At 63.5% G+C, this 25,908-nt stretch carries 20 protein-coding genes and 1 pseudogene; 17 read left to right on the forward strand and 4 right to left on the reverse strand.

Features of this window, described 5'->3' with window-relative positions; translation table 11 throughout:
- From A5771_RS15635 to A5771_RS15650, 6 genes and pseudogenes are all read left to right on the forward strand, one after another.
- A complete protein-coding gene (locus A5771_RS15635; RefSeq protein ID WP_064856100.1) occupies positions 1 to 2,391 on the forward strand; it encodes an acetyl-CoA acetyltransferase in 2,391 nt (796 codons plus the stop codon).
- Complete coding sequence (locus tag A5771_RS15640; RefSeq protein WP_064856233.1) at positions 2,388 to 4,484, forward strand: acyl-CoA dehydrogenase family protein; 2,097 nt, start codon at positions 2,388 to 2,390, stop codon at positions 4,482 to 4,484. The genes A5771_RS15635 and A5771_RS15640 overlap by 4 nt, the downstream gene beginning before the upstream one ends.
- A 25-nt stretch (positions 4,485 to 4,509) precedes the next feature.
- Complete coding sequence (locus A5771_RS15645; RefSeq protein WP_064856101.1) at positions 4,510 to 6,927, forward strand: CaiB/BaiF CoA transferase family protein; 2,418 nt, start codon at positions 4,510 to 4,512, stop codon at positions 6,925 to 6,927.
- 50 nt (positions 6,928 to 6,977) lie between these two features.
- The gene (locus A5771_RS24075) at positions 6,978 to 7,139 is read left to right on the forward strand and encodes a hypothetical protein (protein ID WP_234783066.1); all 162 of its coding nucleotides are present in this window, start codon (positions 6,978 to 6,980) and stop codon (positions 7,137 to 7,139) included.
- A 26-nt stretch (positions 7,140 to 7,165) separates the two neighbouring features.
- Positions 7,166 to 7,297: pseudogene (locus A5771_RS24080) on the forward strand (acetyl-CoA C-acyltransferase); the annotation flags it as partial.
- A 65-nt stretch (positions 7,298 to 7,362) separates the two neighbouring features.
- Entirely contained in the window at positions 7,363 to 8,190 is an 828-nt protein-coding gene (locus tag A5771_RS15650; protein ID WP_082947250.1) for an alpha/beta hydrolase, read from the forward strand.
- Positions 8,191 to 8,890: 700 nt separating this feature from the next.
- Here the strand turns inward: A5771_RS15650 and A5771_RS15655 are convergent.
- Positions 8,891 to 9,556 (reverse strand): TetR/AcrR family transcriptional regulator, encoded by a 666-nt coding sequence (locus A5771_RS15655; RefSeq protein WP_131808924.1) that lies wholly within the window; start codon positions 9,554 to 9,556, stop codon positions 8,891 to 8,893.
- A gap of 317 nt (positions 9,557 to 9,873) precedes the next feature.
- On the opposite strand from A5771_RS15655, the gene A5771_RS23425 reads away from it, so the two are divergent.
- The 5 genes from A5771_RS23425 (at position 9,874) to A5771_RS15680 (ending at position 17,082) form a co-directional block, all read left to right on the forward strand.
- A complete protein-coding gene (locus A5771_RS23425) occupies positions 9,874 to 11,793 on the forward strand; it encodes a hypothetical protein (protein WP_064856103.1) in 1,920 nt (639 codons plus the stop codon).
- Between the two features lie 49 nt (positions 11,794 to 11,842).
- Positions 11,843 to 12,625 carry an SDR family NAD(P)-dependent oxidoreductase gene (locus A5771_RS15665; protein WP_064856104.1) on the forward strand — a complete coding sequence of 261 codons (783 nt, stop codon included), beginning with the start codon at positions 11,843 to 11,845 and terminating at the stop codon, positions 12,623 to 12,625.
- Positions 12,622 to 13,503 carry a hypothetical protein gene (locus A5771_RS15670; protein ID WP_064856105.1) on the forward strand — a complete coding sequence of 294 codons (882 nt, stop codon included), beginning with the start codon at positions 12,622 to 12,624 and terminating at the stop codon, positions 13,501 to 13,503. The genes A5771_RS15665 and A5771_RS15670 overlap by 4 nt, the downstream gene beginning before the upstream one ends.
- Complete coding sequence (locus A5771_RS15675; protein WP_064856106.1) at positions 13,493 to 14,983, forward strand: aldehyde dehydrogenase family protein; 1,491 nt, start codon at positions 13,493 to 13,495, stop codon at positions 14,981 to 14,983. The genes A5771_RS15670 and A5771_RS15675 overlap by 11 nt, the downstream gene beginning before the upstream one ends.
- 143 nt (positions 14,984 to 15,126) lie before the next feature.
- Positions 15,127 to 17,082, forward strand: coding sequence for a hypothetical protein (locus A5771_RS15680; protein ID WP_064856107.1), 1,956 nt, complete (start codon positions 15,127 to 15,129; stop codon positions 17,080 to 17,082).
- A gap of 526 nt (positions 17,083 to 17,608) precedes the next feature.
- Here the strand turns inward: A5771_RS15680 and A5771_RS15685 are convergent.
- The 3 genes from A5771_RS15685 to A5771_RS15695 are packed head-to-tail and all read right to left on the reverse strand — an operon-like array spanning position 17,609 to position 19,139.
- Positions 17,609 to 18,238, reverse strand: coding sequence for a hypothetical protein (locus A5771_RS15685; protein ID WP_234783067.1), 630 nt, complete (start codon positions 18,236 to 18,238; stop codon positions 17,609 to 17,611).
- Between the two features lie 5 nt (positions 18,239 to 18,243).
- A complete protein-coding gene (locus A5771_RS15690) occupies positions 18,244 to 18,753 on the reverse strand; it encodes a hypothetical protein (RefSeq protein ID WP_064856236.1) in 510 nt (169 codons plus the stop codon).
- Between the two features lie 47 nt (positions 18,754 to 18,800).
- Positions 18,801 to 19,139, reverse strand: a complete 339-nt coding sequence (locus tag A5771_RS15695; RefSeq protein WP_064856108.1) for a DUF732 domain-containing protein — start codon at positions 19,137 to 19,139, stop codon at positions 18,801 to 18,803.
- Positions 19,140 to 19,776: 637 nt separating this feature from the next.
- On the opposite strand from A5771_RS15695, the gene A5771_RS15700 reads away from it, so the two are divergent.
- From A5771_RS15700 to A5771_RS15725, 6 genes are read left to right on the forward strand one after another with little or no spacing between them, the layout of a single operon-like run.
- Positions 19,777 to 20,700 (forward strand): ABC transporter permease, encoded by a 924-nt coding sequence (locus A5771_RS15700; RefSeq protein WP_109401172.1) that lies wholly within the window; start codon positions 19,777 to 19,779, stop codon positions 20,698 to 20,700.
- Position 20,701: 1 nt separating this feature from the next.
- Positions 20,702 to 21,565 (forward strand): MlaE family ABC transporter permease, encoded by an 864-nt coding sequence (locus A5771_RS15705; RefSeq protein WP_234783068.1) that lies wholly within the window; start codon positions 20,702 to 20,704, stop codon positions 21,563 to 21,565.
- A 6-nt stretch (positions 21,566 to 21,571) separates the two neighbouring features.
- Entirely contained in the window at positions 21,572 to 22,825 is a 1,254-nt protein-coding gene (locus tag A5771_RS15710) for an MlaD family protein (RefSeq protein ID WP_064856109.1), read from the forward strand.
- Positions 22,822 to 23,829, forward strand: a complete 1,008-nt coding sequence (locus A5771_RS15715; RefSeq protein ID WP_064856110.1) for an MlaD family protein — start codon at positions 22,822 to 22,824, stop codon at positions 23,827 to 23,829. The genes A5771_RS15710 and A5771_RS15715 overlap by 4 nt, the downstream gene beginning before the upstream one ends.
- Positions 23,817 to 24,791, forward strand: a complete 975-nt coding sequence (locus tag A5771_RS15720; RefSeq protein ID WP_064856111.1) for an MlaD family protein — start codon at positions 23,817 to 23,819, stop codon at positions 24,789 to 24,791. The genes A5771_RS15715 and A5771_RS15720 overlap by 13 nt, the downstream gene beginning before the upstream one ends.
- The gene (locus A5771_RS15725; RefSeq protein WP_234783080.1) at positions 24,791 to 25,894 is read left to right on the forward strand and encodes an MlaD family protein; all 1,104 of its coding nucleotides are present in this window, start codon (positions 24,791 to 24,793) and stop codon (positions 25,892 to 25,894) included. Before A5771_RS15720 ends, A5771_RS15725 begins: the two co-directional genes overlap by 1 nt.
- Positions 25,895 to 25,908: the final 14 nt, after the last annotated feature.

Below are 25,908 nucleotides of genomic sequence, written 5' to 3' on the forward strand. Positions count from 1 at the left end.
ATGGCAGATCCGGAAGCTCCAGTAGCTCCAAGCACCCCGATTATCATCGGGGTGGGCCAAGCCGCCGAACGCATCGACGATGCTGATTACGAAGGCTTGTCGCCCATCGACTTGGCAGTCAAGGCCGCCCGGGTTGCGTTGCTTGACACCGGGATCGACGGGCCGGCGCTCACCGCCGCGATCGACATCGTCGCCTGCACACGGCAGTTCGAAGACTCGACGCCCGGCGCTCCCGCCCCCTTGGGAAAGTCGACAAAATATCCCCTTTCGGTGGCGAATCGGCTTGGTGCCAATCCGAAACGCGCGATCCTGGAGGTGGCCGGGGGACAGTCGCCCCAACAGCTGGCCACGGAGTTCGCGCGTGAGATCCATTCAGGTGGGGCAAATATGGTGCTATTGGCCGGGGCCGAGGCGATCTCGACCATCCGCCACCTCGCCAAGGGGGACAGTAGACCAGATTTCTCTGACGACCCTGCTGATCCGTACTGTGTTTTCGAAGATCGTGGGTTCGGTCTGTTCGGCCTCACCACCATGGAGCAGGCCGCCCACGATCTGACAACGGCACCTGCCCAGTACTCCCTGCTGGAGAATGCCCGGCGGGCCGCTCGCGCACAAGGCAGAGAAAATTACCTGGCGTCGATGGGCGCGTTATTCGCGCCATTTACCAAAGTAGCTGCTAAAAATCAGTTTTCGGCATCTTCAGAGGAATATGACGCCGAAGAATTGGTCACGGTCACCGAACGCAACCGGATGATCGCTGAACCGTACCCGCGTTTCCTCGTGGCACGTGACCAGGTCAACCAGGGCGCTGCGGTGTTGTTGGCGTCGGTCGGCGTGGCCCAGAAGCTCGGTATCGATGAACGCAAATGGGTGTTCCTGCATGGCCAGGCGGATTTGCGGGAGCGAAGCCTGTTCGACCGCCAGGATCTCGGCTCGGCACCGTCAGCGGTGACTGCCGTCCGGCACGCGCTGGACGTTGCCGGACTGGATATCGATGAGATCCAATTCTTCGACTTCTACTCGTGCTTCCCGATCGCCGTCTCGAATATCACCGACACATTGGGTCTTTCGGCAGATGACCCTCGTGGCTTGACCCTCACCGGAGGTCTGCCATTCTTCGGCGGAGCGGGCAACAACTACTCGATGCACGCCATCGCCGAGGCGGTGGACCGGGTGCGGTCCCGACCGGGCAGCTTTGCATTGGTTTCGGCCAACGGTGGCGCCATGTCGAAGACCTCGGTCGGCATCTACAGCACCGAGCCCACTGAACTCAGGCCGGACGACAGCACACAATTGCAGCGGCAGGTCGATGCCTTGGACGGCCCGGAACATGTCGAACACCCCAGCGGATGGGCCACGGTCGAGACATACACGATCGTCTACGGCCGTGGCGGCGAGAAGACCGGCATCGTCATCGGACGCCTGGAAGACGGTGGCGGGCGCTTCCTGGCGCAGGTCGCACCCGGCGACGAGGATCTGATGTACCTGTTGGAGAATGCCGACAACCCGGTCGGTAAGCGCATCTATGTCAGCCCCTTCGGCTATGGCAACCGGGTGACCCAATCGGACGAGGTTGCCGCACAGCTGTTCCCGAGGCAAGCCCCGGCGTTGCGCCATGAGTACGAGTTCGTCAAGGTCCATCGCGACGGGCATCTGCTCGAAGTCAGCATCAACCGGCCGGACGTACGCAACTGCTTGCATCCGCCCGCCCACGAAGAACTGGAGAGCATCTTCGACGCCTTTTTCGCCGATCGTGAGCTGTGGGTGGCTATCATCACTGGTGAGGGCGCCAAGGCGTTCTGCGCCGGCAACGATCTGATCTACGGAGCCAGCGGCAAGCCGATGTACGTACCGCTCAGCGGCTTCGGTGGGCTGACCAGCCGGCGCGATATGCACAAGCCGGTCATCGCGGCGGTGAACGGCTTCGCGATGGGCGGGGGCTTCGAGATCGCGCTGGCATGTCATCTGGTGGTGGCTGACGAGTCTGCCAAATTCGCGCTGAGCGAGGTCAAGGTTGGTCTCTTCGCCGGCGCCGGTGGTCTGGTTCGGCTGCCGCGCGCAATCCCACAGAAGGTCGCTAACGAGCTGATCCTCACCGGTCGACGAATCGGCGCCGAGGAGGCCCGTGAACTGGGCGTAGTCAACCGGATCGCTCCCGAGGGCCAGGCGTTGGCGGCTGCGCGCGAATTGGCCGCCGACATTCTCAATGGCTCGCCGACATCGGTACGCCTATCACTCAAAGTGATGGCGCAGACACAGGGCATTCCGGACACCGTGGACGCGGTGACAGTTCCCAGCGACGTCATCGATGAGCTCATGACCAGTGCGGACGCGATTGAAGGCATGACGGCGTTCGCGATGAAGCGCCCGCCGGAATGGAAGAACCGATGAGCAGCCAAGCCAATCCGGAAGTGGCGGCTTTCGACGATTCGGTTGCGGGCCTGATCTCCAAGGCCTGGGGTGACGCCACTGCGGCCGAGCATGGCGACGTCGGGAAACTCTGGACGGCCGCCGCCGAACAGGGCTGGTTCGAACTGGTGGACGCCGAGGCTCTCGGTCTGGCTGTTGTCGCATCCCGACGGCTGGGCCGCGCGGCGTGTCCGCTCCCGCTGATGGATGGCTACGGTACCGCAGAGCTTTTCGGAGACATCGGGATCGGTTCCGGTGACATGCGCGTGGTCGTGACCGGCGACGACGCGTCGCCGGTCGATGAGGGTGGCGCTGCCACCCATGTGCTGGTGGTGCCGAAGAACGGCGGCGTGGCGCGGGTGGTCGCTATCGCGAGTACGGAACCGCTGGCGGGCCTGGCCATTCCGTCGTGGAGCCGCATCACGCTGGGAAGCACCCTCGCGGAGCGCGAGATCACCCGGACCCAAGCTGACCGAGTACTGGTGCTGACTCGAGTCGGAAAAGCTGCACGAGCGCTGGCAGCAGCCGAGTATTCCCACGAGATGGCGATCGAACACGCGAAGACCCGGCGTCAATTCGGCAAGGCTATCGGCAGTTTCGGTGCGGTCCAACAACGGACAGCGCAGTGCGCCATAGAAATCAGGTCAGCGAGTCTGCTGCTGACCGATGCGGTATCAGCACTCGAACACGGTCGGGATGACGCTCTGCTGACGGCAGAAATTGCCGTCAGCCATATCGCGGCGATAGCACCGAAGGTGCAACTGGGCGCTCACCACACGCTGGCCGCGATCGGCTACTTCAACGAACACCCCGCACCCTGGTTGTTCCGTCGCGTACACAGTGACATCACCTTGCTTTCCACGGTCGAGCTCGCGCGGGGAACAGTTGGCGATGCACTGGTGGAAACCCGGGCCCGCCTGCCGTCCGCCGATCTCGGAGCGGTAGGTGAGGCGTTCCGCAAGGAGTATCGCGAGTTCCTTGTTGAGCAAGGGGCTCATGACGGCGCGCCGACACAAATGCATACCGATAAGAAGGTCACTAGGGCGATGGCGGAGAAGGGCTGGTTCGGATTCGGCTGGCCCGAGCAATACGGCGGACGCAGCGCCTCATTGGCCGAACAGGTGGTGCTCAACGAGGAGACCACCTACCACCGCGTCGGCGCGACCAAGGCACTCGGCTCGGTCATGCTCCTCGGTTCGTCGATCCTGCGGCACGGTACCGAGGAACAAAAGCAGCAGTTCCTGCCAATCATCCGGGCCGGTGAGATGAACTTCTGCCTGGGCTACTCCGAGCCAGAAGCCGGTTCGGATCTGGCGTCGTTGCGTACCAGTGCGGTCCGCGACGGCGACAGCTGGGTGATCAACGGGCAGAAGCTGTGGACCACCACCGCGCAAATGTCTGACTGGGTGTGGCTGGCTGCGCGCACCGATCCGGATGCCACGCCCCGGCATGCGGGCATCACGGTGTTCCTGTTCTCGATCCACACGCCGGGCATCACCATTCAGCAGCACACAGCGCTGTCTGGTGAGGTGTCGTGCACGGTGTTCTATGACGACGTCCGCATCCCGGATTCGACACGCGTTGGTGACGTAGACGGGGGATGGGCGGTCATTGTGGACGCCCTCGCCGGAGAACGGATCACAATGGGCAACATCGCCGCCGCGCTGCACCGCCAGCTCGATGATTTACTCGACTTCATCGACAAGGAGCCCGAATCGTTCGCCGGTCCGCGCGGATCGGCGAGGAGAGCCATGATCACAGATCTCGCAGTGCGCGTGCAGGCCACCCGCGCCCTGGTCAACGCGGCGGTGCAGGCCAGCTCGACTGACATCGGGGCAATGTTCGATGCCGCGATGGCGGGAGTGATGGGCGGTGATCTGTCAGAAGACTTCGGTGAGGCCACGCTGGCAATCTGCGGTCCGAACGCCGCGCTGAGCGGTGACGGTGCAAGCGAGGTTCCCGGCGGCGGAGCCTTCGAATATGGTCTCCGCCAGTCGATCATGTACGTGGTCGGCGGCGGTACCAACGATGTTCAGCGCGGCCTGATCGCGCGCGGTTTAGGACTGCCCCGTTAAGGGGCTCGGGAGAGGATGCGCGAATATGCTCACTAACTCACGCCCTGATGTTTCACTCCCGCTGGGCGGTGTTCGGGTGGTCGACTTCACAGACGGCCCCGCTGGTTTCGCCGGCCGCTTTCTTGCCGATCTCGGTGCGGATGTTGTTCTGGTCGAACCGCCGGAAGGCGCCAACAGCCGGCGGGCGCAGCCCCGGCACGACGGCCACGGGCTGGGATTTGCCACCGGGCACGCAAACAAACGGGGGGTGGCCATCGACGTGGACACCGACGCCGGACGCTCTCAACTGCTGACGCTCACCGACAGCGCCGATATCTTTCTGGAGTCCCAGCGCGTCGGTCGGCTCACCGAACTCGGTGTTGGGCAGCACATCATGCGTCGGCGCAACCCGAATCTTGTCGTCGTATCAGTGAGTGATTTTGGGCAAACCGGACCGTATCGCGACTACAAGTCGAGTGAAGCAGTGTTCGTGGCGATGTCGTCACTGCTGACCCGATCGGGCGCACCGGGGCGTGAACCGCTCCTCCCGCCCGGACGACTGGCCACCCAGACAGCAGCAGTCGGCGTCGCCTACGCGGCGCTGCTCGCCTACTTCCGAGCCCAACGCGGTGCCGGTGGTGACTATCTGGATGTTTCGTTGTTCGACCTGGTAGTGCAGGATCTCGATCCTGGGTTCGGTATGGCCGGGACGGCGACCATGGGCCAGCCGATGATCAACATGCCGCCGGGGCGCCCGGATGTCCGGATGATGTATCCGATCCTGCCCTGCGCGGACGGACATATCCGCATGTTTGTTGCCTCGGCCAAGCAGTGGCGGGCATTGTTCACCTGGATGGGCGAGCCCGAGGAGCTGTCAGACCCGGCACTGGAGAACCTGCTCGGCCGGTTCATGAATTGGGCAGCCAAGATCCAGCCGGCACTAGTGGAGTTTTTTGCCGACAAGACTCGTGCTGAGATCGTCTCGCGCGGATCAGAACTCGGCATCGCAGTCGGCCCACTGAACACCGCCGAGGAAATCCTGACCAGCGACCATGTGCGGGAACGAAATGCATTCGTGGACGCCGAGATCGCACCAGGGGTGCAGGCGACGATCCCGAACGGGTACCTGGAGTTCGACGGGGTGCGCGCCGGATTCCGGCACCGGGCCCCCGAGCTCGGTGAACACACGGACGAGGTCCTGGCCGAGGTGGCCGAGCGCGCACCTACCGCGCACCGACAGGTGCCGGCTCGGCCGCTGACGGGCGTGCGGGTGCTCGACCTGGGTGTCATCGTGGTCGGCGCGGAAACTGGTCGCGCACTGGCAGATCAGGGCGCCGAAGTCATTAAGGTGGAGAACCGGGCGTTCATCGACGGCGCGCGGCAGGCCGACGCGCCCACCAAAGTCAGCTACTCGTTCTCGCTGGGTAACCGAGGCAAACGTAGCTTTGGGCTGAATCTGCGCAGCGAAGCGGGCAAGGAACTGTTCGGGCGGTTGGTTGCGGACTCCGACGTGGTGTTGACCAACTTCAAGCCAGGCACGTTGGAATCGTTGGGGCTGGGTTACGACGAGCTCAAGGCGATCAACCCAAGGATCATCGTGGTTGAGAGCAGCGCACTTGGCCACACCGGTTCGTGGTCGAAGCGGATGGGTTACGGCCCCTTGGTACGCGCCACCGTCGGTCTGACCGCGCTGTGGCGGCATCCCGACGCGGAGGACGGCTTCGGTGACGATCAGACGGTGTATCCGGACCATGCGGCCGGCCGAGTCGGCACCGCCGCGGTGATCGCGGCGTTGATCGAGCGGGAACGCACAGGTGTGGGGCGGCGGATCAACCTGGCCCAGATGGAAACCGTCTTCAGCCAGCTGGCTACCGAGTATCTCCGGGAATCGCTACAGCCGGGTAGCTTGGTCGCCAAGGGAAACGGTGGCGAATTCGACGCGCCCTCAGGGATTTATTCCTGCGTGGGCGAGGATTCCTATTGCGCGGTAAGCGTCGACGGTGACGACGATTGGGCTAACCTGGCCAACGCTATCGGCCGCAGCGATCTGGCCGACAATCCCAATTATGCGAGCGCCACGGGCCGGATAGCGCATCGAGCCACACTCGACGCGGCAGTACAGGAGTGGACCGCCGCGCTGACGCCACGCGAAGCGCAGGATCGTCTTCAGGCGGCGGGGGTAGCCGCGGGCGCGGCGGCGCACGTCAAGGATCTCCTCACCGACCCACAAGTGGCGGCGCGTGGCAGGCTGGGTGAACTGGCACAGCCGGGCTATGACGAGCCGTTGGAGGCATTCCTGGGGCCCGCGTTGTTCGAACACATCCCCGAGCCGGAGCTTCGTCCCGCGCCGGCGATGGCCGCCGATACCCGCGAACTCGCCGGCAAGCTGCTCGGGCTGTCGGATACAGAGATCAACGAACTCATCGATGCCGGAGTGCTTGAAGCGCCTGCCGAGTCCACCTAGTCAATTACCCGACCATCAGCTGGGACAGGCATGGCAAGCAGCAAGGGTCGATGGTCTCGGCGGCGCGCACCGCGATCGGGACATCACGCCGAGGCGCCTTGGCCAATGGGCCGGCGATCGAACTGGCCCAACCGGTCGTCGTGGCGACCGTCGGACGCGCCGGGCTGGCGCCCGCCGATTTCGGGGACCTGGCCCTCGCGGAGAGCCTGTGAGAAGGCGGCGACAGCGCCCGCTACGGGACGAGCGTCCGCGCCGCGGCAGCTCGATGGAGACCTTGTCCGGTCTGAAGGTGCTGCACCCGGAGATCGAGGGCTTCACGGTGACTGCCGGAAAATCCTCCGGCGTCAACGGCGCCGCGGCGGCGGCATCGGCGTGCTGTCGATGTGTCCCGGCGGTGGTATGGGTGCGGCGATGGTCGTCGAGGTCGTCTAGAAGGTGGCCGAGCCGCTGCCGGAGGCCGAGATTTGGCGCTTCGCAGATAAACAACTGGAGATCGTCCGCAGCGGGCCGAAAGATGCTGCAGTACCGATCCTTCTGGTCCACGGGGTGTGCCACGACGCATGGTGCTGGCAGCGGTATGTCTCGTTCTTCGCTCGATACGGTCACCACGTCATCGCGCTGAGCCTGCGCGGGCACGGTGCCAGTTCGGGGGGCGATCGACTACACCGGATCGGGCTGGATGACTTCGTCGAGGACGTCGCAGACGTGGTCGATACATTAGGTCGTAAGCCGGTGGTAGTCGGCCACTCCATGGGTGGTGCCGTCGTCCAGCGTTATCTGGCGACGCGGGCCGAGACGGTGCGCGCCGCAGTGCTGTTCGCCTCGGCGACGGCGGGTGGCCTGGGCGGCCGCAGGTTCCTCGACGTAATCCGGGGAAACCGACCCACCGCGATGCTCAACGCCCTGCGTATCATGGCGGGGCGCGGGGGCACGGCCGATCAGGTCAACAACACCCCGTTCTTCAGCGGTCGGCTCAGTACCGCTGACGCGCACGCGCACGCTCAGCGGTTGGGGCCCGAATCGCTGCGGGCGGTGTGCGATCTGCTCAAGGAATTTTCCTCAGTGCCACAAGAGCTTCCACCGATGCTGGTGATCGGCTCGCGCGACGACGCGCTCTTCGGGGTGCGCAGTCTGCAGACCACCGCTCGGGCCTACCGGGTGCTGGCGCTGCTGCTAGACGGCCTGTGTCACGACATGATGCTGGATCCGTGTTGGCGAATACCGGCTGAACACATCCTGGAGTTCGTCGCAGCGCTCGGTTGAGACAGGCGCGCGCGGGTACCGCTCACCGGCGGCGCCGTAGCCTGACTTCGACGCCAGCGTGGGGTCCAGCGTTTACCCGTATTAATTAAGACGCAGACCACGTTAGTGTCGATGTTCCGGTACCACGTCGGTTCAGGCAAGTTCGACCATTGTGAAGATTGGTCCGCTGTTGTAGACCTGTCCGATGCCGCCATGTCTGCAGATCCTGTTCGTTGGGGATGGTCGGGTATGAATCGAATGTGGAGAATCGTTAAATCCGATTACTTGCCGATGCTGAAGCGATTCAGCTCGTGAGCGACCATGCCGTCGATGTCGGGCGGAGTGGGCAGGGCGACCGGCGCCTCGCGGGCCGGCAGCAGCACGACCGCAGTGGCCCTGAGTGTTCGTCTCGCCGCGCTGGTTCTCGCATCACACCGGCAGGTGAACTTCGTTGCGCCCCTTGACCTGCTGCGTGTCGACCACCTCTCCACGTACCCAGGTCACATCGCCTGGTGAGTACCCCGTCCTGCGGGTCTATGGTGTCGGTTTCCGGCATTGTGGCGTCTCCTTCGCGCGATGGCTGCCGCTCTGGAGATGGCAAGTCCGTCGAAAGCCGTCGATGCCCTGTCCAATATCTGAAGAATATATATAAAGAACGTGATTAGATGTCTGCCAGGTCATCGCGATCTTGGGAACTGCCGAGCGTCAACGCCGGGGGCACTCAATGCGACGGCTGTGCGGTGACCCGACCGTGCAGGATCTGTTGGACGAACACCGTGATCAGCGCTGTCGTAGCCGCATCGGGACCGCCGGCCGCGGTGAGTTGGGGCGTCGTGGCCAGGGCGTGCACCATGATCACCCCTCCCAGTGACTCGATCACCGCTGCGGGGGAGGCGTCAGGGTGCAATTGCCCGTCGTGCTGAGCTTCTTCAAGTACAGCGATTGCGTGCTCGATCTGCGGCTGGACCACCCGGCTTCGATATTCCTGCAGGATGTCCGGATGCTGCACGCCGTCGATATGCACCCGTAGATTCGCCAGTCCATCGCCGGTGGCGAAGTACGCGAACGCATCGCAGGCGAAGGAGATCAACGCCTTTTCGATGGGCGGGTCGGTGGACAGCAGGGGGACAGGCTGGGCCGAGAGTGCCTCGAGCAAAAGGGCTTTGGCATCCGGGAAGCGCCGGTACACGGCATCTTTGCTGACCCCGGCGGCTCGGGCCACACCCTCGAAATGGAATCCGGCCCAGCCTTCTCGGGCATAGAGCGCGCGGGCCGAGTGTCGGATCCTCTCATCGATGGCGGGATCGCGCCGCCGGCCTGCACCGGGCTTGCGCGTGCGCGGTCGGCTCTGCGTCCGTGTCATCGGCCCGACTCCGCCATCTGCCACTCGACATCCTTTCGTCCGCTCGAGTCTAAGTCGGGCCGGGGAAAAACTCCGCGCAATCTGACTATTGCCGACGGACGACGGCGGTATTAAGCTTCGGCTTACGTCGCGACGCCTCGCCCACCGCGTCGCGCGACGCGATGAGTACGAATTCGACTGAAGAACAATCGGGATGGGTGTCGTCGATGGCGTGTTGTGTGCTCGTCGCCGCAGTCTTCGGAGCCGTGTTCCGTCGGCTCCGGCGCAACCCGGGAGCGCCCACGCCGGTCACGGTAGCCACCTGGTCGGCCAGGCCCGGCACTCAATCGGAGAGGTAGCAGATGAGCGGTTCCACCGTGGAAGCCGAAGAGGCGGTCGGCATCGGCTATTCGCTCGACGTTCCGGAACAACCCAATGGCCCCGCCGTTCGACGATTGTTGCGGCGCAGCGGATCGCTCATGGGGGCTATCGCGGTCGCGGCAACGCTGACGGCGGCAGTGAGCAACCGCCCGGGAGTGCGGGCATTGGCTCTCGGCGCAATGGCGCCCGGTGCGGGCTACCTCTACACCCGGAAGCCGCTGCGGTTCATGGCCACAATCGCCAGCTTCCTCGCATCCATGGTCGCCTGGTTTGGCAGCGGCAACATCGTCGCGCCGATACTGGTGTGGCTGGCCGCCGCGATGAATGCCCGGAAACAGGCCGCCGGGGGCACGCGGATCTGGAACGGTGCGCTACCGGCGATCCCTGCCGTGCTCATGGGAACGGTCGGGGCTGGTGTTGTGGCCAGGCGTCGCGCCTTCCGGGCCGCGCAGGGCCGAGGTCGTGCCCGCGCCGAGTACCTGGCAAGGGCGGTACGTCTGGATCCACAGCCGAAAGGCGTCGGTGCGCAGGAATTGTCGGAGACCGACCTCGCGGTCGCCCGCTCACTGCTCGATCGAGCGCTGCAGCCGCTGGAACGCTTCGAGGGCTTTGACCGGATCGACCAATTCCAGACTGCGGCTATGCGCTACCAGCTCAATTTCATGCAGTACGCCCTGGCGACGGCACAGCTGCATTTCACGCCGTCGTTCCATGGGTACCTGTCAGCCGCACAACGTAATCTGATCGACAAACTCACCCTGCCGGCGGCATGGCGCTATTGGGCCTTCGAACAGACATGGGGCAACCTCAGCTTGGACTGGGATCCGATGAAACGCGACAACATCATGCTGTCGGGGTACCTCGGGATGATGCTGGGCGCCTACGAATCTAATACCGGTGACAACCGCTACCGCCGCAGCGGTGCGCTGCCGTTCCGGCTTGGCAAGCGCACCTGGCCCTATACCCATGACATGGTCAGCGAGTCCATACATGCCAACATGCAGCGCTCGGGCATGACGCTGTTCCCGTGTGAACCGAACTGGATCTACAGCGCTTGCAACATGCCTGCGATCAGCACCCTGATGATGTCCGATCGCCTGCATGGCACCCGGTTCATCGAATCGATCGGCGAGGCATTCCGGCGCCGGCTGCACGATGAATTCATCACCCCCGACGGCCGCGTCACCGCGATCCGTTCCTCACGCTTGGGCGTGACCATTCCTATGCTCACTTCCACTATTGCCGACTGCGGTCTCGCTTCGATGTTGCACGCCTTTGATCCCGACCTGGCGCAACGTTGTTGGACGATTGCTCGCCGCGAGTTCATCGACACCAGCGGCGCCGAGCCGGTCATCGCGCTACGCGGCTGGGATGCCATCGATACCGGGAACTACCGCAAGACTCCGTTAGGCGCCTTCGCCCCGGTTATGTGGGCTGCGGCCGAGATGGGGGACACCGGCCTTTTCGTTGAGTTGTCCGCGTCCCTGGACCGGCAGGCGCCGCCCATCGAATCCGGTGGAGCTCGTTGGTACACCGCGTTGTCGACCAACATGAACGCGATGCTTGCCCTGGCGCGATTCAATCCCCCTGGCGGACAGCGCGCACTGATCTCCGACGGACCTGGCGTAGCGACGCTGACCGGACCGATACTCGACGATGTCGTTTACCCCGAGGTCCTGGTCGCGTCGGCCCGCACCGACGGCGCCGATCTCAGGGTGGTGCTACGTCCCGGGGCCGGTGCAGCACGAGTGGGCATCGGTGTTCGGCGTTTGCAGCCCTTCGGCCGCTACCTGCTGCACGGCGCCGTCGAAGACGAAGCGATCGCCGACAACCAGGGGCGTATCCACCTGGAGGTCGACCTGTGTGACCGCACCGAGGTCTCGCTCATGCCGGCGGCCTGACCGGCCTGCAAATCTACCGCGAATCATCGACAAGAACAGGATGCAGGGAATGAAGAAAGTCATCGTGACCGGCGCCGGATCGGGCATCGGCAAGGAATTCACCAAGCTGTACCTGCAGGACGGCTCGCGGGTGCTGGCGGTCAGCCTGGTGCGATCCGAACTCGACCAGCTGTCCAAGGACTTCGGCTTCGCCGCCGATCGGTTGGAGACGCTGCAGATGGACCTGGCCAAGCCGGATGCCGCCGAGGCGCTGCTGCATTGGTCCCACGAACACGACTGGTTCCCCGACACCTTGATCAACAACGCCGGCTTCGCATGTTTCGGCGATGCGGTGGACCTGGAACCCGCTCGGGTGGCGAACATGCTGGAACTCAACGTGGTCACGCTGACCATGACCTCGATGTTGTTCGGCCAGGAGATGAAGGCCCGTCGCCGCGGCGCCATCCTCAACGTGGGGTCGACCGCCGGCATGGTGCCCTCGACACGGATGGCGTCGTACTGCGGCACCAAGTCCTACGTCAATACCTTCACTTACGCGCTGGCCGCTGAATTAAGACCATTCGGCGTCACTGTGACGTGTCTGACGCCGGGGGCCACCCAGACCAAGTTTGCCGAGGCCGGCGGTATCGACACCTTCAGCGGTAAATCCCTTCTGCACAACATGTTCGAAAAAAACAAGGCCGGTTCGCCGGCCGAGGTGGCTCGCGGTGGCTACGATGCCCTGGCCAAGGGCAAGGTCCATGCACTGGTGGGTAAGGGATCGACATTGGCGGCGCTGATGGCCCGGGTGGTGTCGCAGAAGCGTCTGCCCACCCTGGTACGGAACCCATGACCTCGATGGTCGAGGGCTCAACCACCGCACCGGGCGGCATTCGACTGTCGCCGGGCCTGTGGTTGGCGACTGTCGCCGAACTGGCCGTCGCGGTGGCAGTGGGCGCGGTGCTGCTGCGCGCCAATGCGACCTCGATGCCGGCTCATCACCACCAGCACGAGCCCGGTATGCACGACAGTTCGATGCCGATCCACTGGAGCGTGAGTTTTTTCACGATCGCGGCTCTCACCGCAGCTTTGTCGCTGGGCTGGAAGATCTTCCGTAACCGAGTGTTTGCCTTCGCTGCCCCCGGGGGTCTGATCGCCGTTGTGGCATCCGAACCCGTCCGGACCCTCGCGTTGCAGTCTCACCTGATCGCGATGGCGATCGTGGAGGTGGTCTTGGTGGCCGCTCCGTTGCTGATCGTCGCTGGGGTGCGGGGACGGACTGATCAGCAGGCCGGGCGATCGTCCGGCTGGATGGCGGGCGTCATCGCCGCGGTCCTCGCCAATTCGACCCTCCTGATCGTCCTGCATCTTCCCGCCATCCACGGGCGTGCCGCCGCGCTGACCGCTGTCCCCGGGTGGCTGATTACGGCGGCGGTGGTGATCGGCGTGGGCTATTGGTCGGCGATCCTGCTCACCGCCGGCAGTGTTCCGCTGGCGCTGCGCCGCGCGGCCCTGACCATCGGCCAGGAGGTTGCGGCGATCCTGGGCCTGGCTGCGATCATCGTGCCCGCATCCCATACCCACCAGGTCAATCCGCTGGGCTTGTCTGCCGCTACCGACCAACGCCTCGGCGGCGTGCTGATGCTCATCACCTGCGCCGTGGTCACGCTGCCCCTCATGAAACGCCTGGCGAAATCACCTGCATTTCGAATGGAGCCCCATGTCCACTGATGTTCAGCACACGGCAGAGTTGGCTGCCGCCGGCCCCGCCACCCGATTGCGGGCACTATTGGATGCACAGCGCGCCGATTTCCTCACGGCGGGAACACCGCCGGTCGACATCCGACGCGATCGCATCGACCGGCTGATCCTGCTGCTCACCGAGAACGCCGACGAGTTCGCCGCGGCGCTGCACGCCGACTTCGGAAACCGTCCCTACGGGGTCAACCTGCTGTCCGAGATGGCCGGAATCCTGCCCGATATCAGCGCGACTCGTCGCAATGTCGAGAAATGGATGCGACCCGAGCGCATTCGCTCCGGCGCACTGATGGGTATGCCCACCGTGGTTGAGAAGAAGCCCCTCGGCGTGGTCGGGGTCATCGGCCCGTGGAATTTCCCCATCGGCCTGGTGGTGCAGCCCGCCGCGTCGGCATTCGCCGCCGGCAACCGGGTGATGATCAAATTCTCCGAGGTGACCTCGCGCACCGCCGAGCTTTTCGCCGCCAAGGTCGCCGAGTACTTCGATCCAACCGAACTGACCGTGGTCACCGGCGGCGCCGATGTCGGAGCGGCATTCAGCGCCTTGCCTTTCGATCATTTGTTCTTCACCGGATCACCTGGCGTCGGCGCCTTGGTGGCTGCGACGGCGGGAATGAACCTGGTGCCGGTCACCCTGGAGCTCGGGGGTAAGAACCCGGCCGTGATCGCCGCGGATGCGGACATCACCGAGATGGCCCGGCGGGTGATGGCCGCCCGAGTTGCCAACGGTGGGCAGATCTGCCTGTGCCCCGACTACGCTTTCGTGCCGCGTGCTTACGTCAACCAATTCGTGAACGCCGCCATCGAACAGGGCCGGCTGGCCGCCTCGACCGAGGGCGAGGCCGGCATGGTCAGCATTGTCGATGACAAGAATTTCGACAGGGTCATCGCGCTGATCGAGGACGCCCGCCGCCTCGGTGCCACCATCCGCGACACCGGAACCCCGCCGGATCGTGGGCAACGGCGCATCCCCCCGATGATCGCGCTCGGTGTCACCGACGACATGCGCCTGGCACATGAGGAAGTCTTCGGCCCGGTTCTCTCGGTCCTGCCGTACGACGACCTGTCGCAGGTGTGCAATTACGTCGCGGCGCGGCCCGCGCCCTTGGCGGCCTACTGGTTCGGTCCGCAAGGCCGGGGCTTTGAGGAATTCCGCGAGCGCACCTTCAGCGGTGGCGTATCGGTCAACGATTTCGCCCTGCACTGTGCGGTGATGGCCGCCCCGTTCGGTGGTGTCGGACATAGCGGATCGGGTGCGTACCACGGCAAGACGGGTTTCGACACGTTCACCCATCAGCGCACCGTGACGACGAGCAAGCTGCCGTTCAGCTTCGCCCGACTGATCACTCCGCCATATCCTCGGGCCCTGACCCGCTGTCTGAAGACCTACCTTGCCTGGGAGCGGCGCGGCGCCACTCGCCGCGTTGCAAAACGGGCGAAGGGACGCCGGTAGCCCATGGCGTGCTGTCTGCTGATCGCAGCCCTGTTCACCCGGATCAACGAGTGGCTGCACCGCCACGGGTTGGTCGGCGCCAACCGCACCGTGTTGTTCCCGACCGCCAGTTCCCCCCTCCCTGCGACACAAGGTGGCCCACGATGAGTACTCTGCTCGACAACGCAACGCGGGAATCGGGCACCGACTCGACCGACCTGCCCCGCCGCTCGAAATTCAACGGTCCGGTGGCGTCACGGAGACTGCGTCGCAGTGCGACCGGTTATCTGCTGATAGCCGTGATCGGCGTGCTGCCGACACTTTTCGGCTTGTCGACGGCATGGCAGGCCGCGGGCCTCGGCCTGCTATTCCCCGGAGCCGGATTCCTGGTCTTCGGCAGCTGGACGTTGCTTGGAATCACGATTTCTGTGCTCGTATTCGCGGTCGCCTGCATAGCGTGGTTCGCCACCGGCAATGTGGTGGCACCCGTCGTCGCCTGGCTCGGTGCGGTGGCAGTCGCCGGGGGCCTGGCGCCCGCTCACCCACAACCTGCGCCGCTTCTCGGTGCGATGGGTGTGGCGTTGGTGATCGTCGGAGTCATCGTCGTCTTGGCGATCGTCCGGCGTGTTCTCGCGGTACGGCGCAGCGCACGGCTACGTGCCGAACGTGCGAGCTATCTGCCCGCCGACCTTGACGCCTTGCAGCGACGGCTGCTGCCCGAGGACCCCGCGCCGCGCGAACTCGACGAAATCCAGCTGGGCCACGTGAAGTGGCTGCTGAGCCTAGGCTTGCAGCCGGTCAACCAGTTCAACGGATTCGACATCATTGAGCAGTTCCAGCCCTCGGCGTTGCGCTACCAGATCAATCATGTCCAATACGCGCTGGCGCAGGTGCAACGGCACTACACACCGAACTTCCACGGTTATCTGTCTGTGGCCCAGGAACAGCTGATCGAGAAGTTGACCGTGCCGAAGGTCTGGAAGTACTGGCGGTTGGAGCGGCTGTGGGGACGACTGAGCACCCATTACGATCCGGCCGGCTTCGAGAACATCATGTTGACCGGTTGGTCGGGTATCTGTCTGAACACCTACAGCGCGAACACGAGTAGTGACCGGTTCGCACGTGCGGGCGCGCTCGAATTCGGTCTGGGCGATCCGAAGAAGACCTATCGCCACGATGCTCATTCGTTCAACGCGTCGCTGATGTGGAACTTCGGGCGATCGCCGCAGACGGTGTTCGCCTGCGAGCCGAACTGGACCTACTCGGCCTGCAACATCTACGGACTCAACAGCGTGGCGTCGTATGACGCCGCGTTCGGTACCCGCTATCTGGACGCGTTGCGCGAACCGTTCCTGCGGGGGATGCGTGAAGAACTCATGACTCCCGGCGGGGAACTCATTCCATTCCGATCGGACTACACCGGCATTTCGATCCCGTTCGGCGGCGAGGTCATGTACTTCCAGGCCGCTGGATGGATCGCGCCGGTCTACCCGGAGGTCGCGCGCACGCTGTGGGCCATCGCCTGCCGGGAGGTGCTCGATATCCACAACGGCGGACTCGAGGCGTACCTAGCCAAGCCGTTCATGCTGGATTCCGGCAATTACCGGAGTACCGGCATGTACGCCCGTGGTGTCATTTTGTTTGCGGCGCGCGAATTCGGTGACCAGCAGATCGCCGATGCTGCTCACCAGGCGCTGGACGCCTACAACGAGCCTGTCGCGCAGGATGGTATGCGCCGATACGCCAATGGCTCGACGTTCGCCAATGCGCTCGTGGCCCAGGGGTTGCTGACTCAGCGGGGTGATTGGACACGGCTCATCACCCAACCCGCGCCCGAATCCGCGCGCACCGGGCCGATTCTGCAACACGTCGCGTTCGAGCAGGTGATGGTCGCGTACGCGGTCAGCGATGGCGACGATCTGCGTTTGGTACTGAGGGGGAATTCCACTGCATCGGTGGCGGATGCTCCGTTGCGGCTAGCCCGGTTGCGTCCGAAGTCTCGCTATGAGGCGTGGGTCGATGGACAGTGCATCGCATTTACCAGTGACGAGAACGGCGGTGCGACGGTAGCAGTTCGCGTCGGTAGCAGGACGGTGGTGAACATCGTGCCCGCTCGGTGAGTGCCGGCGGCGGTGAGTTGGCGTACATGGATCTGCAGGGTGGGTAGGCGTCCGACTCCTCGTCGGTGGTCTCCTCGGCTGTCGAGATCGACTCGATGCCTGCGTTATTCACCGGCACGTTCAGCTGGCCGTAGGTATCCACGGTCCTGTCGATCACCATGCGCCAGGTCTCCGGCGACGTCGCTGGCTCGCTGGCAGCAGACAGCGATTCATCCCGCGGTTCACGGACTGATCGACCGGTTTCAGCGTAAGGGTACAGGTGATCTGTTCCGCGAGTTCACGCTGTTGTTCCCGGTCTGCATCATCACTGAGATGATCGGACTGCCTTACGAGGACATCCAGCGGTTCAACACCTGGGGGGCCGTATGACGGCGGATCGCATGCTGCCGATGCTGTGGCGGTTGCCTCGGCTATTCGGTCGGATCGGCCGAGTTTGACTGCCCCGCAATACAGACTTCTGGATGTGTTGGCGGACTACGCCACGCTGCTCGAGCAGGTCGACGAGGACTGACCCTACCGGGCCGGATCAGTCGCATGCGTGGGAGCGGTGGATCTTGCTTCCCCAGTGCTTCACCCGTTCGGAAGCATAACCGTTGACCCACGCCGTATTGCGGGCTTTGATGCCCACGCCGACATTTGAGAGATGTTGCCAGAGTCGGTAGAACGCCTCACCTTGGTATACCGGGAAGTACTGGTCTCCGGCGAAGTCCTGTGTCTGGGTCAGAGCCTGTGCACGTGGGGCCAGGAAATCCTCGGTGCGGTCGATATTGGCGGCCACTGCGTCGGCCTGGGCCTGGATCTGTCCGTGCGTCCAGTCGTTGCTCGCATGTATCAGGTTGAAGCCGAACTGGTCGATCTGGCGTACCAGGTCGCGGTATTGCGCGTTGAACCACTGGCACATCTCACCCATGGCGGTGATGTCGGCCGGCGTCACGTGATTGGCAATCTTGTCGTAAGGTAGCCGCACCGTCGGAGCCCAATTGGTCGACGTGACAATAATTTCCGGCATCGGTGGCACGGGTGGGTCATCGGGGCTGGCGGTGGCCGGCTCGGCCAATGTGAGCACACACGACACCAACACGCCGAGACCGCCGAATGCGGCGGCGCTCTTACGGATCCAGGCGCGCGAGGTCTGCGTTATATCTGTCTTAGGCATCGGGATCAACCTATTCTGTCCAGCCGGAACGGCATCACAACGGTGAGGAACTTGAATGTCCCACATGCTCCGCTGACGCCCGTCGTCTTATCTCTGCCCTCCAGGTAGGGGGACCCAATCTTGGTGACGCCGTTGGAATCTGACGGATAGAAGGTGAAGGTCTGGTGACCGGGGGAGGTGCTGCCGTCCGGGCAGATCTGCCAACCGGGCAGATCGCGCTCGACCTTCCAGATACGCCCATCGACCGATCGTGCCAATGCGCTCCACCCTGCGTCGCTGGTCACCTGGCCGCCGCATACCCGGTCCTTGGTGCAGGCGGACTCGATGGTCCAGGTGCTGCGCACGGTCTGCTCGCCGTGGAATGCATAGTCGGTGGTGGCGAATTGGCCATCGGATACCGCGGCGAAGGTCCCATTGATGGCGAAGTCGTTGCCGACCGCCGCTGCGGTTGCCGGGGTGCACAACCCGCCGGCCATGGCCATCAGCGCGGCGGTGGCACCTAGGTAGGCATGCATCGGAGTCTCCTTGAATACGTTCGCTGTTCGGTGGCTGACGACCGCGTTCACCAAGCGGGTTCGATCGGGGCGAACTGGGGCCCGCACAGCGTCTGCTGAGCAACGCTGACGAGCACGGCCAATTGAGCCGGCGCGACATCGGGGTATTGGTGGCGCAGATAGTCGCGGGCTTGCTCGGGCGTGTAGTCGTAGTGTATGAGGTTGCACGCCGTCGAGGCGTTGATCAGCGTCATCTCTTCGTCGTAGGTCGTCCATCCTGGGTCGTAGCCTCTTTCGCGCAACATGCTCAGGAAGTCGGTAGCCGGATCAGCGGGAGCCGAGACGGCGAACAGCAACGAAACCGCGCCGCCGATGACGGCGATCAGGCCTGCTCGCGTGCGAGTCATGGACGGCAATATATACCGGTATGCCCTTGAGCTATCTTCGGATTGGGTTTTTCTGCCGCTCGGCCAAGCGGGGATCTGCGTTCTCAAATCGGTGTCCTCTCAGCCACGGCGGCGCGGTCGCGCGGCGTCGCGTTTTGTTTTACGGATCTAGATAATTTATTTAGTATGATCCTGATTACGATACGACGATCGAGTGAGCTGAGTTGGCGACCGGGAATCCCCGGCCCGGTCTGTGAACATGACGCTCCTTCCGGCCGACGTGCGCTTCGCCGGGAACCAATCTGCGCTCCGTTGACGAATTTAGGTTACCTGGTTAGTGTGATTGCTCACAACGTCGCGGCGCGGTTTGCGCGGCACGCAACTGTGGGATAGCCGAGTGGCCACGCGATGGAGGTAACGACGGTGGGATGTGGTGCGGGTTCTGGCGGCGTATGGCCGAATCAGCCCTGCGGACGGGTTGCTTCGGCCATAGTGACCGGGAGTTGCTGTCTTCTGCGTGAGGGTGGACGTTGATCGATCTCGAGTTTGCCGCCCTGCGACTTGCCGGGCCGACTAGCGCAGTAGGTCTCCTGCTGCCGTGCCCCGCAGTGTCGGCGCCGCGGCGCGGCCCAGCCTGCCGCCGATGGGGGGTGGCATCGTGACCACAGATCTACGCGACCTCCCTGACCTCGGTCAGGCGCCGCGCCAGGCGCCTGCGATCCACAAGGTCGGCAAGTCCAACAAAATCAAGCCGGCCAGCAAGGCGCGCCGGAGCCTGACCAAACCGGTCAGGGCATTTGCCCAGCGGCCGGTCCAGTCGGCAGAGACCGTCGGCCGCGCCGTCAGGATGTTCTTCGACGTCATCCGATTCAGCGTTTCCGACGCCGTCTCCGGTCGGCTACCGCTCGGCGAGCTCATCACTCAGGCCTGGACGCTCTACAAGGTCACTGCCCTGCCCGCGATTCTGATGGCTGTTCCGATCGGTGCGCTTGTGGCCGTTCAGGTTTCGGGGCTAATTAATCAGGTAGGTGCGAACACCCTGGTGGGCGCCGCCAGTGGTGTCGGCATTGTTCGGCAGGGCGCACCGATCACCGCTGGTCTGCTGATGGGGGGCGCCGCGGCGTCGGCGATCGCCTCCGATCTGGGTGCCCGGGCGATTCGCGAAGAACTCGACGCCCTGAGGGTCATCGGGGTGAACCCGACCCGGCATCTGGTGGTCCCGCGGTTCCTCGCGCTCATAGTGCTTGCGCCGGTGCTCTGCGGCATCATCATCGCCTCGGCAGTGACTGCCTCCTTCATTCTGTCCTTGGCCGTCAGCGACGTGGCGCCCGGAACCTACTGGATGTCCTTCGGTTCATTCGCCAAGATGGTCGACGTCTGGTTCGCGCTCGGCAAAGCGGTGGTGTTCGCCGCGATTGTCGGGATCGTGTCCTCCCTCCGCGGCGTCGAGGCCAAAGGCGGCCCCCGCGGTGTGGCCGATGCGGTGAACGCCGCGGTCGTGCTCAACGTCGTAGGCATTTTCATAGCGAACCTGGCGATCACCCAGATCGAGACCATGTTCTTCCCCATGCAGGTGGCCTGATATGGGTTCCCTAGTAGGTGTCCCCTCGCGCTTCGGCGACAAAGTTTGGGTGCGGATCACCGCACCGTTTCGCCAGTTCTTCCGGACCGCAGGGCGGTGGGTGATCTTCATTGCGCAGACCGTCTATCTGCTACCGCTAACCGTTCGCAAGTACCGCCGGGAGACGCTGGATCGGATGGTCAACCTCGCCTGGGGGCGCGGTTCACTACTGGTCGACGGCGGTGTGATCAGTGTGCTGGTGGTGCTGGGTTTGGCGATCGGAAGCATGGTCGCCATCGAGGCCTGGTCGACGCTGAACATGATCGGCTTCGGCGCATTGTCGGGCATCGTCGGCGGGCTGGCAAACGTCCGTGAGATGGGTCCGCTGGTCGCCGGCATCGCCTTCGCCGCGCAATGCGGCACCCGCATGACCGCCGAGATCGGCTCGATGCGTATCGCCGAAGAGATCGACGCCACCGAGGTGATGGGTCTGCGGCCGATTCCGTATGTGGTCGGCACTCGGCTCATCGGCTGCATGCTGATCGTGGTCCCCGGTTATGCCTTGGCCATGCTGACGAGCTTCTTCATCTCGAATTTCATGATCCAGGGGCTCTATCACGCACCGGGCGGCACGTACAACCACTACTTCGTTCAGTTCCTGTCTCCGCTGGATCTGACGTACTCGACGATAAAGGCCGCGGTGTTTGCCTTCGCGGTGACCATGATCCATTGCTATTACGGCTATTTCGCGTCGGGAGGGCCGGTGGGAGTCGGTGAGGCATCGGGACGTGCGGTGCGCGCAAGCCTGGTGACCGTGATGACCCTTGACCTGATCATGACCATCATGATGTGGGGTTTCAAGCCGACCTTCCTCTTCAAGGGATAGACGACCATGACGATCCTTCACGCGTCTGAGCAACACGAAGCCCGCATCCTCGAACGGGTCGGTCTGATCGCCGTCGCATGCGTCGTCATCGCGTCCACTGTCTATGCGACATTCAAACCGTCGGGAGGCAGTGCGGCGGAGACCCTTGCCGTGGTCATCGAAGCCCCGTACGTCGGACAGGGGGTGCAGGCCGAGACGCCCGTCATCATGCACGGCGTCAAGGTCGGCGAGGTTACGTCCATCGCCAGCATCGCCGGCGGCGGAGTCCGGATGGAAGCCGCTCTGCAATCGGGCCCCACGCGCGGGCTGACCGATACCATGCAGATTGACTACCGCGCGGCGAACTACTTTGGCATCACCGGTATCAACCTGACGCCCGGCGAAGGCGGCCGGCCATTGCGCAGCGGCATGCAGCTGGACATCACCCCGGAGGGCAACTTCAGCCTGCAGGCGCTGCTGTACCGCTTGGGTGCGCTGACCAACGGGGTCTTCGACGAGCGCCTGATCCGGGTATTCGAACGGGCCACGCGATATGTCGATGGGCTCAACCCATTGTTGGAGACCGCGCTGATTGTGGGTAGTGCCTTGGCGAAGGTGCAAACCGTCAGTACTGCTCAGTTGCTGGAGAATACAGCTGGGATCAGCAGCGCTTTGCCTTCGGTCATCGATGCCGCTACGAGTTCGGCCGACGTCATGATCAATACCTATTACGGAACCGGCCACAACCCCGAGACTTCGCAGCGCATCAAGGAGAAGTCGAAGTATTACAAGATCGTGGACGACAAGCAGAAGCAGCGATACGACGCCAGTGATCGATTCTGGCTGGCTAATCGGGACAATGACGTGTTCTTCGATCGGCAGGTTGTGCCGCTGATGGACAAGGCCCGTACCGACCTGTTCGGCAAGATCGGCAAGTTGGAGTCCTCGCACGTCGATGACCTGTTCCCGCTGGTCGAGAGCATCCGCGGGTTGGTCGATACGGTGCCGGAGATCTTCAGCCCGGAGGACTTCGCCGAGACGGTGATGGATCTGCGCGGACGGTTCGAGCGCATCTATGGCAGCTCGCCTGACCAGCACTCGCTGCAGGTGCGGATCGTGCTGGATCGACTCCCCGGTATTGCGGCACCGCTCGGATATGGACCGGGGGAGCCCGGGTCCGCTCAACCCCCTCCGCTGCTGGTGCCGGCTCCGAGCGAGGCCCAGCCCAGCGAGCCGTTACCAGCTGAGCAGCACCCCGCACGGACTGGACAGCCGTCATGAAGCCGATCTCCGCACTGTGGCGATTTGCCCTGGTCAGCGTCCTCAGCGTGCTGCTGCTGGTCATCATCGCCAATGCCATCCGGCAACCGGTGCAAGCGCCGACATCCACCTACCACGCGGCGTTTACCGACGTATCCGGGTTGGCCGACGGCGCCGACGTACGGGTCCGTGGCGTCCGCGTCGGCAAGGTGGACAGCATCGACCTGCAGCGCAACGACGACGGGAGTAGCGTCGCCGAGCTGACCTTCACGCTGGACAACCGCTTCACCATCGTGCCCGGCACCCGTCTGGCGGTGAAGTACCAGGCGCTAACCGGCTTGCGTTACGTCGACGTCCAGAATCCTGCCGAAGGCGACCTCCTCGGCGCCACGAAGGTGACCGATGTGCCGACCGAGATGACCCAGCCGTCGTTTGACATCACGGTCTTATTCAACGGTCTGCAACCGGTGCTGGCCGCTTTGAGTCCTGAAGAGATCAACACTTTCACCGACAACACCGTCGCCTTCCTGCAGGGTGACGACGGCGGCCTGGAGCCGATGCTGGAGAGCATCCACAAGCTGACCCGGTTCGTCGCCAACCGGCAGGACGTCGTGGCTACGCTGGTGCACAACCTCAACACCCTGGCCGACGGCGTCAAGGGGCGCTCGGAGTATCTGGCACAGATGCTCGACGAGATCGAACTACCCATCAACCAAGCGGTTTCGATGGCCGACGAATTCCGCAAGTCGCAGATCGCCGGTCAAGACTTCAACGACACGGTTATCCGCCTGTTGGCCGCCTTGGGCCTGCGGCCCGGCATGGAGCCCTCGAGGGCATTGGATCAGGCGTTAACCAACACCTATGACGCCATCGAGGCATTCAAGCGGACGCCGGTGATCTGGGAGAACATTCCTCCGCCACCCGAGAACGGCGGACCGGTGCCGTGCTCGAAGGGACGCCCCCAACTTCCCGAGGCAGTCGACGTTCTGCTCAATGGACAACGGATAGTGCTATGCAAGAAGTGAGTTCGATACGAGCCCAGCGGTTCTGGGGTATTGCGGCGTTGGCTTTGATCACCGCCATCGGTGTGGTGACGGCGATGCTCTACATCAAGCCGCCGGGTGAGACCCTATTCTCCTTCTACACAGATGATGCCGCCTCGCTGCGCGTCGGAGATACCGTGCGGGTAGCCGGCGTCGTGGTGGGCACGGTCAAAGACTTGGCCCTCGAAACCGATCAGATCCGGGTGCGGGCCAGCGTCAACAAGAAGGCCTTCGTCGGTGATCAGTCGCAGATCCAGGTCCGGATGCTCACCGTCGTCGGCGGCTACTACGTCACCGTTATTCCGATGGGACGTAAACCTCTGGGCAGCAAACCGATTCCCAAAGAGCGTGTCACCATGCCCTATAACCTGATGCAGATCCTGACCGACTCCACCAAGATCACCGAAGGCGTGTCGACCCGTCCGATCAAGGAGTCCATCGATCAACTACAGACCGCACTGACCGGGACCAACACCCAGACCGTCGGTGCGATTCTGGACGCAGGCAACAGCGTGGTCGATACATTGACTCGGCAGCGCGGCCAGATCACCAAAATCCTGGATCTGTCCGACGAATACATCGATCGGCTAGCCAAATACAGCGGCAAGATGGAGGAATACCTGCGCCGCATCTCGATCCTGGAGCAGACACTGGTCCTGTACGGCAAGGCATTCAGCGATGGACTGACCCGGTTGGGCGGTGTCGGCTGGATCCTGAGTCCGCTGCTCGATGATTACTTCGCACACCGCGACGACTTCCTGGATCGGATCCGCAATATACTAGGCGATTTTCGCACCATCGAGGTGCGTCATGGTGCGGCCGTCCGCTGGTTGCAGCGTATCCACGATCGGATGGAAGTGGCGCTGGACAAGCAGAACAACTTTACCCGGCCCGAGCTGCTGGCCACCGATATCTGCATTCCGGTTCATGGGAGCCCGTGCTGATGATGACTGCTTCTCACCTCCCCCTGCGGATCCTCGGCGGCTTTGCGGCAGTGGCGGTTGCGCTGAGTGCTACTTCTTGTGTCGGACGGGCCGATGCGCAACAAACGGCGGTGACCCAGCAATTCTGTGCGCATATGTCCGACAGCATTGGGTTGTACGTCGGTAACTGGGTGACCCAGATGGGGTACAAGATCGGTACCATCGACCGCATTACCCCAGGCAGCACCGATGTCAAGATTGACTTCACGATCACCGAAAACCGTCCGCTACCAAGCGATGTCAAGGCGGTTACCCGATCGACGTCGATCCTGGCCGACCGCTCCCTGGAACTGGTCGGCAACTATCAGTCGGGTCCGCTACTGCAGCCGGGCAACTGCATCGTCCGTGAGCGAACGATGACCCCATTGAGCATCTCCCAGGTGATCGGTTCGGCGACCAATTTCGTCAACGGCATCAGCCCCGCAGGCTCGGACAACCTCAAGGATGCGCTGCGCGGTTTCGACGAGTCAGCCAAGGACAACGGGCCCAAGCTGAACCGTCTGCTGACCAACGCTTCGGCGCTGCTGGACAGCCCCGACCAGGCCATCGCCGACATCGGTCAGATCGTCCGCAATGTCACCGAGCTGACCTCGATGTTGGAGCGAAACCGCTCTCCAGCCAAGGAGATCTTGCTTGACACTCCGGTGGTTGCTCCGGAGCTGGTCAAGGCTGTGGGTGGGGTCGATGGATTGGCCAGCGTGATTCATCCGATGGTCGGGGTGGTAGTCGATATCGAGACTCAACTCGGCGACGACATCCAGCTGACCCTGGACATCGTGTCGGATTCCATCCGCCACCTGAGCCCGCATTACAAAGGCATTGTCAATTTACTGAATCCGGTGCCGCGCTTCATCAATACGTTCTCCTACGAGCTGAACAACAAGCAGTTCAACACCCTACGTTGGCGACCACCGATTTACCGGGTACACACCCCGGACGGTTTGGTGACTTGCGGAATGATGAATCAGTCGATGCCGGGCAGCTGTGCCGATGTCAATGGACAGCCCTATGCGGTAGACGTCGCCCTTCTGCAATACGTACTGCTGGAGGCCTCCCGCCGATGAAGCATCGCATTCGG

Origin of the sequence: Mycolicibacter sinensis, assembly GCF_001667375.1 — a bacterium.
Taxonomy (GTDB): Bacteria; Actinomycetota; Actinomycetes; order Mycobacteriales; family Mycobacteriaceae; genus Mycobacterium; species Mycobacterium sinense_A.